Origin of the sequence: Ancrocorticia populi (genome assembly GCF_003123745.1) — a bacterium.
Lineage (GTDB): Bacteria > Actinomycetota > Actinomycetes > Actinomycetales > Actinomycetaceae > Ancrocorticia > Ancrocorticia populi.
The window spans coordinates 22,805-38,015 of the sequence record NZ_QETB01000003.1 but is presented as its reverse complement, the minus strand read 5'-3'; the positions used below and the strand labels follow the sequence as shown (position 1 = coordinate 38,015).

The window sequence follows — 15,211 nt, the reverse complement described above, 5'->3', positions numbered from 1 at the left end:
ACCGAACTGCTCAGTGCCGAAACGCTTGACGCGTCCCGACTAGCATACAGCTCTCATCGCGCATCGTATAATCACAACGCTAGGAAACGCCCGGAGAATTCTAACATTCCTCGGGCGTCTCCCGAAGCGATCAAGGCTACACCTCGGCGTTCCACCGTGCTTGGCGCCCAAGGGTGCCGTTAAGCTCGGACAGAGGAGCGTTCCGCAGATGTGTCAGGTTAGCAACCACCTTTGACTTCCGGCCCTCCATGAGAGCCCGCCGGGCAGCCGTGTCGCCTTCACGTGACAGGAAATCATCCAGCGAGGCCAGCTCACGTTCTGCGAAGCCAATTGAGGCCTCTCGCTCGGATTCGAGACGCTCCTTGTACCAATCGGACGCTAGGATGCTCTCACGCTCGAACTGGTTCCGGAACCCTTCGTCTTGGAGGGTGTATCCCTCGGAGGTCTGGCCGTTAGCCATGATCTCCAGTAGTCCCTTGATCGGCGGGATCCCCAAAGCGATCGTGCCATCCGTGATATAGGATTCGGCCACCCGGCGATGAGTCTCTAGAATCGTGGCGATCGATTCGGCGTAAACGGCTTGATCCTGAAGTTCAGGCCGCAACATCTCCTGAGTGAAAACGAGGTGCGGATGGAGGAAGATGCGTCCGAAGTACTTCGTGGCGAACTTTTCGGTCATCCGGTATCCGAGGCGCGATGCCTCTACCTTCGCGCCGTCAATAACCACATCCTCTACCGGCTCCAACGATCCTTCGGCGATCAGGTTCTTGGCGTTGAGTTCGCGATCCTTCATGCGGCAGAAGGCCTCGGGAATCAACATCGAAACGTCATGGTCTACCTGAACATGAGGCCCGACGAATCCGGCGCTTGAGAGCCACCCGTCGTAACCCGTTAACGCGAAGGACAATAACGCCGCGTTCAGATCAATAATTGAAGGAAGCGCGTTGAATGGCCCCTTCGTCATTGCACCTTCGGACCCAGCACCCGTTGTTGACGGAGACTTACCCGTCATCGAGCTGATGAACTCCATGAAGAGCTCAGGAAGCTCCATGTAATGCAGCGGGGCGTAGCAGGCCAGCGGCGGCACACCCTCATCGGCGGGGTTATTACGACGTCCGGCCGCGATAACGTCCACCGGCTGCTCGAATGGTTCATCCATGGAGATACGAGCATTGATGCGAGATCCGAGGTCCGCGCTAGCAGTGGCCTCTGGATGGGCCAGATCTGGGCGAGTTTGCAGGTACCGCGGATTCTTGGTGGGCACACCCGCTACGAGACGTGGATGCGCGGAGGAAACCACGTAGCCCGCCTGATCCTCCGGGCCATAGGCAGCGCGTCGCAGGATATCCTGCATCGGCTTTGTGTACTGGCTGAACCGCACGGCGTCCTCAACTAGCTTGACCGCTTGGGCCCGATCGAGAGGCTCGTAGTTGGACAGGAAGGTGCCAGGCGTTGCCATGTCCCTTTCGGCCTGCTTGTCATAGCCACGATGAATGGCCTCATCGGGGCGCTGGAAGAGTAGCTGCTCGCAGTTGCGGACGTACTTGCGCGAAAGCTCCTCGCCTCCGCCTACTGGAACAACCTCACTGGCCGTGATGTCATCTTCCGTCTGCACCTTGGCAGCCGGGTAGAAATCGTGACGCAGTCCGAATAACCGCCACGAGCCATCGGGTTCGTAACCGACACGCAGCATGGACGTGCGAATCTTGTCCCCGTCCAGACGGAGGGACGTTCCCTTACGTCCGTTAACCACACCGGTGGTGAAGTGGCTCAGCCAATCCTCGCCCCACTCTGGCTGATAGAAACGCTTGACGATGAACGTGAGCTCTTTGATGTAGTCCGGGATTGAATCGAGCCACTCATTGTATTCGTCCGTGTAGTCGGACGAAGGCGTCAGGAGCTTAATTACGGAACCGATGGAGCGACGGTCCGAAAGCACCGAGCGAGAATTCTCGTTTCGGTTCACGGGATCAAGGAACCGCTCTTGATAGTTGTGGTGCAGAATCTCGTCTACCTTGGCCATGTCCGCGTCAAAGTCTGGCGCGAAGGCATCACCGTTAATAATGGCGTCCTGAATCGCCTTGGATACCTCGGACTTCCCACCGCCGGACACGGTGGCAGGCTTGTGGTACGTGGTGGACGTGGGTGCTGTCCCAATGAGGGTCCACAGTGCAGGGTTTTCGGCAATCTGGAGCATGGAGATCTGATAGCCGTCCGGGCATACGTACTTTACGCCATCGTGCAACGGAATCGTCTGAGTGGACCCGTCAGGATTCGTCCACTCCACAGTGGCGGTGCGCAGGCTAAAGGTAGCTCCGCTTGGGACCAATATGTTCTGGTCGTTCTCCAGATCCAGCCCGTAGCCTCCCGGCTGCAGGACGAACCTCTGAGGATCCCGCCGGACGATCTCCTCGAGGGAGTAGGAGGGGTCTCCGTACTTCTCGATGTAGTGTTGCCCGAGGTTGTACTGCGGGTATACACGCGCGCCGCCGGAGTGCTCCTCCTCAACAAGCCCCAAGAGGTTTGCCGAGTAACTGATCTGCGCCTTGACTTCCTTCTTGCAATAGCCAAAGTAGTTATCAGCGATCACCGTAGTGATAACGCCGCGTTCGTCGCGAGCACAGCACTTGAACGCGCCACCGTTGTTGTAGAGCTCCTGTGGGTCCTTCCAGCATTGGCCGTCGCGGCGCTGGCGCTCCGTAGCCTCATCGTAGTGAGGCAGCCCCAGTTCCTTCTTCGTGAGCTTAGTCAGATGAGGAGCCAGAACCACGAGTCCAGTGTGGCCCGTCCAAGTCTCCGGATTGAGCGAGGCGTCATATTCAGGCACGTAGGGATCCCCACCATTACCGAAGATGCCCTCAACGAAGTCTAGGTTTGCGACGAGCGTGCCAGGAGCGATAAACCGGGTTTCCATCGTTCGCTGCTTGGAGAAGCCGGGCACCTCTGGTACCACGATCGGCCGCAAGAGCAAGGACACCCAGCATCCCACGGGCTTATCTTCCTTGGCCGAATATGGAAGCGTCATTGCATCTTCGGGTGGTTGAAATGCGTGTTCTAGAAGGCGCCCAAAGACCGCCCGCGGAACCTCAATCTTGTCATCCTGAACGGGCAGTCCCCCATCTGCGATATGGAATACGCCTTTGGTGGTACGTCTATCGTTAGCGGGGTTATGAAGCACGCCGTTCAGGATGCGATAGCTGGTTAGATGCTCGGATGTGAAAGTATCACCGTCATATGGCAGTGAAATCGCCCGAGCGAGTCCCGGCTGGTCAAGCACGAACGTTTCGCGTGGAAGCTGCGGGTTGGAACCTGTCCCCTGTAAATAGGAGTCAAGGAAAGCCTGAATGCGCGCGTCTGCGGCGGGCAGTCGATGGGACAAGCGGCGATCGAGTTCGCGTTGCCGCGCAATAATCGGATCGACGAGCTGAGTTTCGTAAGTATCTGTAGTGTCTGCCGGGGCTGGAAGACCAAGGAGTTCTAACCTGAGATTTACCGCTGCGGTATTGAGAGCGTTCGTCATACCTCAACGTTAGAGCTAGTAACGGCATGAGTCCATTTTCACCGCACTTTTGAGCAGTGCAACTTCGCTCAGAACACGTCCCTGCCCGGTTGTTCCCGGTTGGCATATCCTAAAGGGCCACTTGGCGTTGAGCGGATTGGTTTTGAACGACGACGACGCACCACAAATCGTGTAGTCTCGGCAGTGTGATGCCCCTCACTGACAGCCTGTGAATCTTATTGAGGAGAAGATAAATCATGGCTTCATTAACTGCTCCCTATGACAGAAATTCGCTTATACCAGGTATCGTGCACTTCGGGCTAGGCAACTTTCATCGCGCTCATCAAGCAATGTTCATCGATCGCCTCATACGCATGGGTAAAGCGCAAGACTGGGCAATCCTAGGCGTAGGTGTTATGCCCGGAGATTCTCGCATGAGAGACGTTATGCAAGAACAGGATGGCCTTTACACGCTGGTCCTCAAAAGCCATGGCAAGGCCGAACATCTTGTTATCGGATCTATTGCCGGATTTCTTTTCGCCCCGGACGACCCGGAGGCCGTCCTGACTGCCATGACGGCCGATACCACCCGCATCGTGTCCCTCACCGTCACAGAAGGGGGCTATAACATTGACGATGCACTCGGAACTTTCAAGGTTGACTCCCCCGCGGCAGTGCGGGACGCGGAGGATCCGGCGCATCCAACAACTACCTTTGGTTATATCGTGGAGGCCCTTCGCCGCCGCCGGGCAGCCGGGCAGAAACCATTCACCGTCATGTCGTGCGACAACCTGCAAGGCAACGGCAAAATCGCCCATGAGGCGGTTGTTGCTCAGGCCAGAATAACTGATCCGGAACTTGCCGAATGGATCGATGCCAACGTCTCCTTCCCTAATTCGATGGTGGATCGTATTACTCCGGTCACCACTGAGGACGATATTCAGTTCGTCCGGGACAACTACGGGGGTGATGACGCTTGGCCCGTTACGTGTGAGCCTTTCGAACAGTGGGTCCTCGAAGATAAGTTCACGTTGGGGCGGCCCCCGCTTGAAGACGCGGGCGTACAGGTGGTGGAAGATGTTGTTCCGTATGAGCTTATGAAGCTACGGCTACTCAATGCGTCCCATCAGGCCCTCGCGCATTTGGGGAGGCTCATTCCTCTGGAGTTTGCTGATCAGGCAGCTGCCGACCCAGATATTCAGGCGTTCGTCCGCGCCTATCTGGAGCGTGAGGCGATTCCCACGCTCAAACCCGTACCCGGCATAGATCTTCCCGATTATGTGGACACACTCTTTGAGAGGTTCACAAACGAGGCAATTAAAGACACGCTTGCGCGGCTCGCTCAGGACGCCTCCGATAGGATGCCGAAGTTTGTTATCTCAACGCTACGCGACAACATCGCGGCGGGCCGTTCAGTCCAACTTGGAGCCGCACTTTGTGCGGCCTGGGCACTTGGGATGGAAGGTGTAGCAGAGGACGGCTCCAAGATTGCTGTGGACGATCAACTCAGTGATGAGCTACTTCCCCTCGCCGCGCAGCAAAAGCAGGGCCAGCAAACTGCTGTCATTTCAAACCAAAGGGTCTTTGGTACGCTCGCAGATGATGCAACATTTGTTGAGAATTTCAGGAGGAGTCTCGAATCGCTCCGCGAACACGGTGCCAGAGAAACCATCAAGGTCCTCTTGGCATAGGGCTATCACCGCGTGCCTTGCCGCGGTCGTATTAGTACTTACCGGCTGCCAGTCCTCACCCCCTCAGTCCAGCGCGCCCACTTCAGCGCCTGTTTCCACATCTGCCTTCCCGAGCACCGAGGCCGGTAAGGCGATGGAGTGGATTCACACGGTTCTTGAGCAAGACGCGGATGTGGCTGAGGGGGATGTGGAGGGCCGCTTTTCCCAAGAGTTCACCGCCGAAGTGCCGCCCACTGAGCTTGTCTCGCTTTTCAACGAGAACCTCCGTCCGGCGGCGCCCTTTGAAGTGACCGATTACGCGGGAGATGAGCTAACCTCTTCTGCCACCTTCACGGGTTCCGAAGGCGACCCCTTCGTTGTTCAAATAGCAGTGGACGCTGATGGCACCATCAACGGATTGCTATTCACACCGGAGAACGATCATGAGGAAGCGACCACTCTCGAAGACGCAGAAGCACGGTTGGACGAACTCCCGATAGACGTTAACTACCTCGTAACAAGCGGTGAGAAAAATATCGCAGCAAGCGGTGAACAGGACGTCGCTCCGATAGGCTCAGCCTTTAAGCTCTGGGTACTCCTAGCGGTAGTCAACTCGATAGATGATGGCTCGCTCAACTGGAACGATGAGCTCACCGTTGAGGCCAGCAACAAGTCCCTACCCAGTGGGGATCTTCAGAATCTTCCGGACGGCAGCACGGTGACAGTTCGCGAGGCCGCGCAGAAGATGATCGAGATCAGCGACAATACTGCAACCGATTTGCTAATCGGCGCTGTTGGGCGCGAGAAGGTGGACGCGTTGGTGCCTGAACACATGCGTCCCGTCGCTACCACACGGCAGTTTTTCGAGCTCGTATGGGGAGAGGGAAGCGATCGCCTCGGCGAGTATTCCGAGGCCGATGAACAAGGCCGCGCCAAGATACTCGATTCGCTCGAAGACCTAACTGTCTCAGCTACCGATGTTGATATGGATACTTCGAAGGTGAGTGCACCTACGTGGGCGGCCAGCCCCGAGGAAGTTGCCGATATATGGGAACAGTTAGATAGCGCATCGGAGCAGCATCCGGAACTCGATGAGATTCTCGGCGCAAATACTGCGGTTTCCGTGTCTGGGTATAACAACCTCTGGTTCAAAGGTGGTTCACTTCCCGGGGTTCTCGCAGGCTCCTGGACGGGGGAAACGGAATCGGGAGACCGCGTAACAGTTGTTCTGATAGCGTCCAGCGACGATGCTACAGCCGTAAATGACAACACGATGGAATTGCTTCTCCTCGGCGGGGACATACTCACCCTTCTGGCCAGTTAGGCCCACTTCCATATTCTGGGACTAAGTACCCAATCGAAGCGTGGTGACGTGCACGAATGTTCAGATCGGGCATTCGAGTTGAGCAAATGCGCTGCAAACGTGGCGCTCATCACCTAGGTTCGATGGTGATGTGAACACCAGCTACGTCGAGGAACCATGCACGCACCACATTCAATACGCGCCCTACCGGCTCTTGCCCTTTTAGCCCTCTTGGCGGGCTGTAGTTCCGGAGGAGGTGATGAAGAAGGAGTAATCCATGGCGGTGAGGCCAGCTTGGTCCTGCCAACCTTGGATAATGTTTCTACTGCAATTGGCGCCACTGGCCATACCCTCCTGATTATCGGAATGATCATCTGCGTGTGTGGCTTGGGATTCGGAATTCTCAGCTACAGCCAGCTAAGGAGCTTGCCGGTCCATCACGCTATGCTCAATATCTCCGAGCTGATCTACACCACATGTAAGGCCTATTTGACCAAGCAAGGAGAGTTCCTCATGATCCTCTGGGTGTTCATCACCGTGGTGATCGTGGGCTACTACAAATTCCTGGTCGGATTCCCTTGGAGCCGCGTGGGCATCATCGTCTTCTTCAGCCTTCTCGGTATGGCAGGGTCATATGCCGTGGCGTGGTTCGGCATTCGGGTAAATACCTTCGCTAACTCGCGCACGGCATTCGCCTCACTGCGTGGTAAGCCACTCCCCACCCATCAAATCCCGCTCAAGTCCGGTATGTCCATCGGTATGGTGCTGATTTCCCTGGAGCTCATCATGATGCTCATCATCTTGCTATTCCTGCCTCGGGAAATCGGCGGAGCCTGCTTCATTGGCTTTGCTATCGGAGAATCGCTCGGGGCATCGGCGCTTCGTATCGCAGGCGGTATCTTCACAAAGATCGCCGATATCGGATCAGATCTCATGAAGATCGTTTTCAAGATCGATGAAGACGATCCTCGCAACCCGGGCGTGATCGCCGACTGCACGGGAGACAACGCAGGAGATTCTGTTGGACCATCGGCAGATGGCTTCGAGACATACGGAGTGACCGGCGTCGCGCTGGTCACTTTCATCCTGCTCGCTGTAGATGACGTTGCTATGCAGGGGCTCCTGCTCGTGTGGATCTTTGCCGTGCGGGCCGCGATGGTTGTGGCCTCCGGTATCGCCTACGCGATCAATCATGCGATCGCCGGTCGCAAGTACCGCGAAGCTAAGGAGATGAACTTTGAAGCGCCGTTAACTTCACTCGTGTGGCTCACTTCCATTATTTGCATCATCTTCACCTTCGCCACAACTGCTGCAATTCTCGGCAACGGCGAAGACGGGCTGGGATGGAAACTGGCCCTAATCATCACTTGTGGGACACTCGCTGGTGCTCTTATCCCAGAACTGGTCAAGGCGTTTACTTCCACGAAGTCCCGGCACGTGCGTGAAACAGTGAAGAGTTCGCGTGAGGGCGGTGCATCCCTCAACATCCTGTCCGGTATTGTGGCTGGCAACTTCTCCGCGTACTGGTTGGGTATAACCATCGTGGGCCTGATGGCCGTCGCCTTCGGAATCTCAACGCAAGGGCTCGGGGACTACATGATCGCCCCTGCGGTGTTCGCCTTTGGCCTTGTGGCCTTTGGCTTCCTTGGCATGGGCCCCGTAACAATCGCGGTAGATTCCTACGGCCCCGTCACTGATAACGCCCAATCTGTGTACGAGCTGTCACAGATCGAACAAATCGACGGGATCGGCGATCAAATCGCTACTGATTTCGGATTCGAACCCAATTGGGAAACCTCCAAGCTGATGCTCGAGGAGAACGATGGCGCGGGAAATACGTTCAAGGCTACGGCGAAGCCGGTGCTGATTGGAACGGCCGTGGTGGGAGCCACCACGATGATCTTCTCGATCATCATCGGCTTGACAGACGGTTTGACTGAGAACGTCGAGAATCTCTCGATCATGCACGCCCCGTTCCTTTTGGGACTGATTCTGGGCGGTGCGGTTGTCTACTGGTTCTCGGGTGCCTCTATGCAAGCCGTTACTACCGGAGCTTATCGTGCGGTCGAGTTCATCAAGGAACACATTCACCTCGATAGCAGCTCAGAGCGTGCTTCGGAGAAGGACTCTCGCTCCGTTGTGGAAATCTGTACTCAATATGCTCAACAAGGCATGCTGAACATCTTCCTCGCAGTGTTCTTCTCTACTCTCGCATTTGCATTCGTGGAGCCCTACCTCATGATTGGGTATCTCATTTCCCTTGCGATCTTCGGGCTGTATCAGGCTATCTACATGGCGAATGCTGGCGGGGCTTGGGACAACGCTAAGAAGGTTGTAGAAACCGATCTTCACGCAAAAGGAACCGCGCTCCATGACGCAACGATCGTGGGCGATACCGTTGGTGATCCTTTCAAGGACACGAGTTCCGTAGCGCTTAATCCCATCATCAAATTCACCACGCTGTTCGGCATGCTCGCAGTTGAGCTTGCCGTAGGCCTGACATCGATGGGCTACGGCCTTACAGTCCATATCGGCGCTGGGATCTTCTTCCTCATCGCCGTGTATTTCATTTACCGCTCCTTCTACGGAATGCGGATCCAAACCGAGATTAGCGAGTAAACCATGCAGGTATTTATTAAGCGCGACGCCACAGTTATCACTGAGGATGGACATGTGGCAGGCAAGGATGCTGGCCCGACTCTCGTTCGGCGATTCCTTCGCCTCTTCCCCGGCTCAAACCTCATCGGCCCGGCCCCTCGCCGGTGCGATGGCTTTGACGTAGTTCCCTTGGCGTTTGTGGATCCGGCCGATTCGGTCATTATCAACATGGACGTTCTGGATTCCTGTGACGTGTGGCGGACCGTCTTTCACGCCTCGGGAGAGGATGTCCAGCCCCAGATCATGAACTTTGTGTGGTGGCCGGTCCGAGATCTCGAGCATCGGGTAGAAAAGCAGCTTTTCGCACTCTCCTGTGCGCTGTTTCCCACCTTCGCCTCATCTCACCGCACCGCGCAAGAGGTTCGGGAGATGGTCGCAAAGCGCACCACGTCGGATATCGCGGCTCAGGCAAAGTTGGCGTGGGTGAACTTGGGCTTCCGGCTCGATCACGTACAGGAGCGTCAGGCAACCGAGGTCCCCATCGTGCTCTACCCCGCCATCTACCTCACGCGCACGAAGCGTCCAGACTTCTTCCGGAAGGTCGTGGAAAAGGTTAGAGCGCGTACGCGCCTAACGGTTGAGATGCGCCTTCATGAGACGCACCTCGTCAGTGAGAAGGCCATGGAGTTCTCCCGCCTCAACTGGGTATGGGTTGGGCCGCTCACATCCCAACGCTCTTCCTACTATCAGGCGCTCGCCCAGACTACCGCCTTCCTCGCGACTGCCACGGAAGAGGCATACGGCCTGGCCTACGTGGAAGCCATGGGCTCAGGAGTGATCGGGATATTCCCCGATCTTGCGTGGGCGCGGGCGTTGCTTCCCGCCGATTACCCCTACCTCTACACATCCGAGTCAGAGGCGGAGAAGATGCTCTACCAAGCCATCACGGAGCCTGAACAGTGCCGCGCCGAACTCGACGCGGCCGCTGGTGGCAGCTTCACCGGTTGGGTCAACGAGCATCACAGCGATGATGCCTTTGATCGGGAGGTTGTTTCCCGCGTCAACGAGTGGTTCGAGAGCTAAGGAGCTTTCGCCCTTCCTCTACCCACAAGACGAGGGAAGATAGGCCAAGGGCAACGCCCCAATGAGCTAGGTCAAGGGAAGCGGTGCCAAAGGCCTCCTGCAAGAACGGAATCTCCACAACCGCTACTTGTAGGACAACTCCCAGAAGAATGGCGCCCCACAGCAGCTTATTGCTGCCGATACCATTGAAGGCACTCAGAGTGGCGGAACGTGCGTTGAGCACTGAAAAGAGATTGCAGAACACTAGGGTGGTGAACACGGCGGTGCGGACGGTCGTCAGATCGTCTGTTCCGCCGCTGATCAAGCCTGCAGGCAACCAGAGGTCCATCGTCAGCAGACACACAAACGCCATGGTGAAACCCGTGGTCATGATGGTGCGCCACATGGCTCCATCAATCACCTTGTCTTTGGAGGATCGAGGAGAATTCCCCATCACATCCCCTATTTCAGGATCCACGCCCACCGCCAGCGCCGGACCGGTATCCGTAACCAGGTTGATCCACAGAATCTGAGTTGCCAAAAGTGGAAGAGCTAGGTGTACGCCCGCGGCATCGGCAGCCTCCGTCAGTCCAATCACACCCATGAGTACTACCCCGAAGAACATGGTGAGCACCTCGCCCATGTTCGAGGCTAGGAGGTAGCGTAGGAACTTCTTGATGTTGTCAAAGATGACCCTGCCCTCACGAACGGCGGCAACGATCGTGGCAAAGTTGTCATCACCCAGCACCATCTTGGCAGCATCTTTGGTGACCTCGGTTCCCGTGATTCCCATGGCGATGCCGATATCGGCTGATTTGAGGGCTGGAGCATCGTTCACACCATCGCCCGTCATCGCCACAACTTGGCCCTCGGCTTGAAGGGCATCGACAATCCGCAGTTTGTGCTCTGGCGCTACCCTTGCGTAGACCGAGATGTCCCGGGCGAGCTCCTGAAGTTGATCCTCGCTCGCTTCCTCTATCTCGTGGCCAACCATGACGGAATCGTCCTCATCGCTGACAATCCCGAGATCGCGGGCGATCCGTCGGGCTGTTTCCGGGTGATCTCCCGTGATCATGACCACGCGGATACCAGCCCGATGAGCTTCTTCAATTGCGACAGCCGCCTCGGCCCTAGGAGGATCGATGATCCCGACAACGCCGATATAGACGAGATCGCGCTCGCATGATTCGTCATAATCCTCTGGAGCCGGGATATCGCTCGCCCTGACAGCAACGCCCAACGTACGGTACGCCTTGGCCGTGAGCTCCTCCACCTGCGAGAGCAGGCCGGCCTTCCGGTCCTCGTCTAGCCGAACGTGCTGGCCGTCAACGAGGACCTCGCTACAGTGCTCCAAGAGAACGTCTGGCGCGCCCTTCGCGAGGATCATGACATCACCTTCGGCATTGCGATGAAGAGTAGACATCATTTTGCGCTCAGAAGAGAAGGGAACATCGGCCAAACGCTCCGTTTTGGTGATCTGCTCTGCCAGTCCGGGTGCTTTACCCACCGCCGTGAGGAATGCTGCATCCGTAGGATCGCCCGTGATCTCCCAGCGTCCATCCCTGTTGTTCAGTTGGGCATCGTTGGCAAGGGCTCCCGCCTCAAGAAGCGCCCGCGATTCCTCAACCACGGCGAGCGAACTGGACTCGAGTTCCCCCTCGGGTGCGTAGCCAACTCCGCTGAGGGTGGCCCGCCCGGAACTAGTAACGATTTCTTTGATCGTCATCTCATTCTGGGTCAGGGTGCCAGTCTTATCCGTGCAGATCACGGAGGCAGAACCCAACGTTTCCGCTGAGTTCAGCTTCTTCACCACCGCATTGCGCTCCGCCATTCTCCGCACACCAAGCGCCAACACAACAGAGAGGATCGCGGGCAGTCCCTCTGGCACGGCGGCAACCGCTAGAGAAACGCCGAGCAGCAGAATCGTCACCCAATCGCTCGCTGACTCGGGAGTTTGCACGATCGCGATTGTGATCATGATGATGAGCGCGATGGCGATGACAACTCGCCCCAGCAGTTTGCTCACACCATCGATCTCGCGCTGCAGCGGTGTGTCTTCTTCTTCCGTCTGATCGAGCATCGTGGCGATATTGCCTATCTCGGTGGACATACCGGTCCCTGTCACGATGGCCCTGCCAGCTCCCCCAGTCACGGCCGTTCCACGGAACACCATGTTCGTGCGGTCCCCTATCGCAACGTTCCCGCTGAGTGGTTCCGGGGACTTCGTGACAGGCGTTGATTCGCCTGTCAGGGCAGCTTCGGCAACACGGAGAGAGGACGCCTTGAAGAGGCGCGCATCGGCGCCCACCTGATCGCCTTCTCCGAGGATGAGGACATCTCCAGAAACTAAATCGGCGGCATGGATAAGCTTGTTTTGGCCATCGCGCAGCACAACGGATTGTGCCTGAGTCATCTCAGCCAACGCTGCCACGGCGTCGGCGGCTTTGGATTCCTCGAAGATCCCAATAACTACGTTGAAAATCACCACGGCTACAACAACCAGTGCCTCAACTGGAATTCCCTGCGCGCCTTCCAATGCCCACGCGGCCATGGAAACCGCAGCAGCAGCCAATAGCAGAATGACCAGAGCATCGTTAAGCTGTTCGACGATCCGCCGCCAGAGCGGAACTGGTGGCTTGCCCGCCAGCTCGTTGGCACCGTATGTCTCGAGGCGTCTAGCAGCCTCTTGCTGAGTGAGTCCTTGCTCCACATCAACATGCAGAGAAGCGGCTATCTCATCGGTCCGGCCCGCTATCGGATCCACCTGCGTTTCAGTCATGCGCCCACGTTACTGTGTATCAGCTCAGGTGTATACTTGCGGCGGCGATGGATCCCGCCTTTAACCGCCGGACGGCTGATGGTTCCTACTACGCAATGCGGGTAGGACTGTGCCCGCGGAAGGGATCGCCATGCGCAACGTTCCCCCTCAACCGGCGGTAGGCCGGCTTACTGATTTCCATGGTCACCCAATCATCGTTGGCATTGTTGAAGAGATCCCTGAGCTCTTAGTGGCAACAGCGGCGTCGCTGGCCAGCGCTACTGGAGGCACCCTGCATTTCGCGTATGTGGATCCGCAGCGGTACATCGTGGAAGAAATGCCTGACGGGACGGTCCGCCACGCCGCTCTCTCCCCGGATTCTTTCCACTCGAACTGGCAGGATCGCGAATCTGCCTTGAAGAGCGAACTCCAATCGCTCCTCGAAAACCAATCCAATCTCCCCTGGCAGTTTCATTACCTTGCAGGCAGGCCCGACCGGGCTCTTACGCATTTGGCACGCGCGATCAACGCCGCAGTGTTTGTTATTGGGACGAGGGCACCGGGACCACGCGCCCGGATCCGCCGGGTACTTGAGGGATCGGTGGCCTACCATCTAGCCCAACACCAACATCGTCCTGTACTGAGCGTTCCTCTCTCAGTGGTTGACTGGAAGGAGGCAGCTAACCCATGGGATCGCTAGAGAGGTATTCGGACGTCCTCTGCGTCGGGTTCGGCGCGGCTCTGGGGACGCTTGCCCGCGCGGTCCTCGAGGAAGTATTTCCTCCTGCTCCCGATGGCTGGCCCATTACCACGCTCCTTATCAACCTTACGGGGAGCTTCCTCCTCGGCCTCCTACTCACGGCTCTCGTCAACGTCGGCGAAGATACAGGCTGGCGCCACCGGGTTCGCCTCACGGCCGGCACAGGCGTGATCGGAGGATTTACCACCTACAGCACTTTCATTCTCGAGATTCATGGGCTGTCTTTTCCCGCTTCCGCAGCCTACGGTGCGGTGAGCATTCTCCTTGGAATCTTCTGCGCGGCCGCGGGTATTCTCGCCGCACCACGAAAGCGGTCCTCATGATTCTATTCTTGACCGCGCTGGCAGGCGGCGCGGGCGGAGCCGCTCGCTTCACCGTGGACACGGCGGTAAACCGGCGCAATAAGCTCACCACACCCATGGGCACACAAGTGATCAACGTGACCGCCTGCTTCTTGCTCGGTCTCCTAGCGGGATACACAGGTGCTCATCTAGGCAACGATTCCCTCTACTCAGTACTGGGAGTTGGGCTCATGGGCGGCTACTCGACCTTCAGTACCGCCTCCGTGGAATCGGCTCGGCTCCTCATTACCGGGCGCTGGCGCGCGGGAATCGTTCACGCGCTCACGATGGTCGTAGTCAGCTACCTTGCGGCGATCGCGGGCCTATTTGCGGGCGGATTACTGTAGCCCTAAAAGGTGCCGCAGCACGGTGATTACGCCGCCTTCGGCATTAGAGGGAGCAACGAATCGGGATACGTCAAAGACTCCGGGATGCGAATTCGCCATGGCGAAAGACATTCCCGCTGCCTCAAGCATCTCTACATCGTTGAGGAAATCACCGAATGCAACAGTTTGTTCGCGCGTTACGCCCAGTTCTTCCTGCAGAGCACGTACCGCGTTTCCCTTGTCCGCCGAAGGATTCATGACGTCCACCCATTGCTTGGCTGAGACAACCACCGAGTACTCATCAACCTTTCCCTGCAGATCTTGGTATACGCCCGACTCTGCATCGCCAAAATCGAAGATGGCTACCTTGTTGACGTCGTCGTCGTACTTCAAAACGTCGTCCAGAAGCTTGGCGCGCCGGTAGTACTTTTCTACCTCACCAAGAAACTCGGGTTCCGTACGCTCGTGGTAGCCCATCTTTTTTCCGGCGACGACGATACCTACCTCACTCCCGGCCTCCCTAAGTGCTTCAACTGTACGGACAACACCCTCGCGTGGAAGTGAACAGGAGGAGACCTCCTCCCCGTCCCGCACAACGAACGAACCGTTCTCGCATATGAAGGGCATGCCGCTACTGGCGCGGTGAAACATCTGCTCCAGCCGAAAGTACTGGCGGCCGCTGGCAGGAACGAAAGTAATCCCGCGTTCCTTCATCACGTCCAGTAGTGGCCAGAGCTCGTCGGGAATCCGCCCGTGCTCATCGAGTAGCGTCCCGTCCATGTCTGCAACGATGAGTCGGGGATCAGCGGATTCAAGATAAACGTGCGGCTCTGTTGGCAGAAGAGTCATGGGAACTATTGTACGGGCGGTAGTATGGGTAACGCCGCTTGACGT

At 57.2% G+C, this 15,211-nt stretch carries 10 protein-coding genes and 1 riboswitch; of the genes, 7 read left to right on the top strand and 3 right to left on the bottom strand.

Features of this window, described 5'->3' with window-relative positions; translation table 11 throughout:
- Positions 1-136: 136 nt before the first annotated feature.
- Positions 137-3,520, bottom strand: a complete 3,384-nt coding sequence (locus DD236_RS05650; protein ID WP_133246063.1) for a PPi-type phosphoenolpyruvate carboxykinase family protein — start codon at positions 3,518-3,520, stop codon at positions 137-139.
- A gap of 236 nt (positions 3,521-3,756) precedes the next feature.
- On the opposite strand from DD236_RS05650, the gene DD236_RS05645 reads away from it, so the two are divergent.
- From DD236_RS05645 to DD236_RS05630, 4 genes are all read left to right on the top strand, one after another.
- Positions 3,757-5,190, top strand: a complete 1,434-nt coding sequence (locus DD236_RS05645; RefSeq protein ID WP_109093419.1) for a mannitol dehydrogenase family protein — start codon at positions 3,757-3,759, stop codon at positions 5,188-5,190.
- Positions 5,099-6,493 carry a Cpe/LpqF family protein gene (locus tag DD236_RS05640; RefSeq protein WP_109093418.1) on the top strand — a complete coding sequence of 465 codons (1,395 nt, stop codon included), beginning with the start codon at positions 5,099-5,101 and terminating at the stop codon, positions 6,491-6,493. The genes DD236_RS05645 and DD236_RS05640 overlap by 92 nt, the downstream gene beginning before the upstream one ends.
- A 156-nt stretch (positions 6,494-6,649) precedes the next feature.
- Positions 6,650-9,091: a sodium-translocating pyrophosphatase gene (locus tag DD236_RS05635; RefSeq protein WP_109093417.1), complete on the top strand. Its 2,442-nt coding sequence runs from the start codon at positions 6,650-6,652 to the stop codon at positions 9,089-9,091.
- 3 nt (positions 9,092-9,094) lie between these two features.
- Entirely contained in the window at positions 9,095-10,153 is a 1,059-nt protein-coding gene (locus DD236_RS05630) for a hypothetical protein (RefSeq protein ID WP_109093416.1), read from the top strand.
- Here the strand turns inward: DD236_RS05630 and DD236_RS05625 are convergent.
- Positions 10,131-12,911, bottom strand: a complete 2,781-nt coding sequence (locus tag DD236_RS05625) for a cation-translocating P-type ATPase (RefSeq protein WP_109093415.1) — start codon at positions 12,909-12,911, stop codon at positions 10,131-10,133. The two genes, DD236_RS05630 and DD236_RS05625, sit on opposite strands and share 23 nt — an antisense overlap.
- 34 nt (positions 12,912-12,945) lie before the next feature.
- Positions 12,946-13,006, top strand: a riboswitch (Fluoride riboswitch).
- Positions 13,007-13,041: 35 nt separating this feature from the next.
- Here DD236_RS05625 and DD236_RS05620 point away from each other — a divergent pair.
- From DD236_RS05620 to DD236_RS05610, 3 genes are read left to right on the top strand one after another with little or no spacing between them, the layout of a single operon-like run.
- Positions 13,042-13,590 carry a universal stress protein gene (locus DD236_RS05620; RefSeq protein ID WP_109093414.1) on the top strand — a complete coding sequence of 183 codons (549 nt, stop codon included), beginning with the start codon at positions 13,042-13,044 and terminating at the stop codon, positions 13,588-13,590.
- Entirely contained in the window at positions 13,578-13,973 is a 396-nt protein-coding gene (locus DD236_RS05615; protein WP_109093413.1) for a fluoride efflux transporter FluC, read from the top strand. The genes DD236_RS05620 and DD236_RS05615 overlap by 13 nt, the downstream gene beginning before the upstream one ends.
- Positions 13,970-14,338: a fluoride efflux transporter FluC gene (locus DD236_RS05610; RefSeq protein WP_109093412.1), complete on the top strand. Its 369-nt coding sequence runs from the start codon at positions 13,970-13,972 to the stop codon at positions 14,336-14,338. Before DD236_RS05615 ends, DD236_RS05610 begins: the two co-directional genes overlap by 4 nt.
- On the opposite strand, the gene DD236_RS05605 is transcribed toward DD236_RS05610, so the two are convergent.
- Entirely contained in the window at positions 14,330-15,166 is an 837-nt protein-coding gene (locus DD236_RS05605; RefSeq protein WP_109093411.1) for an HAD family hydrolase, read from the bottom strand. The genes DD236_RS05610 and DD236_RS05605 overlap by 9 nt on opposite strands.
- Positions 15,167-15,211 lie beyond the last annotated feature (45 nt).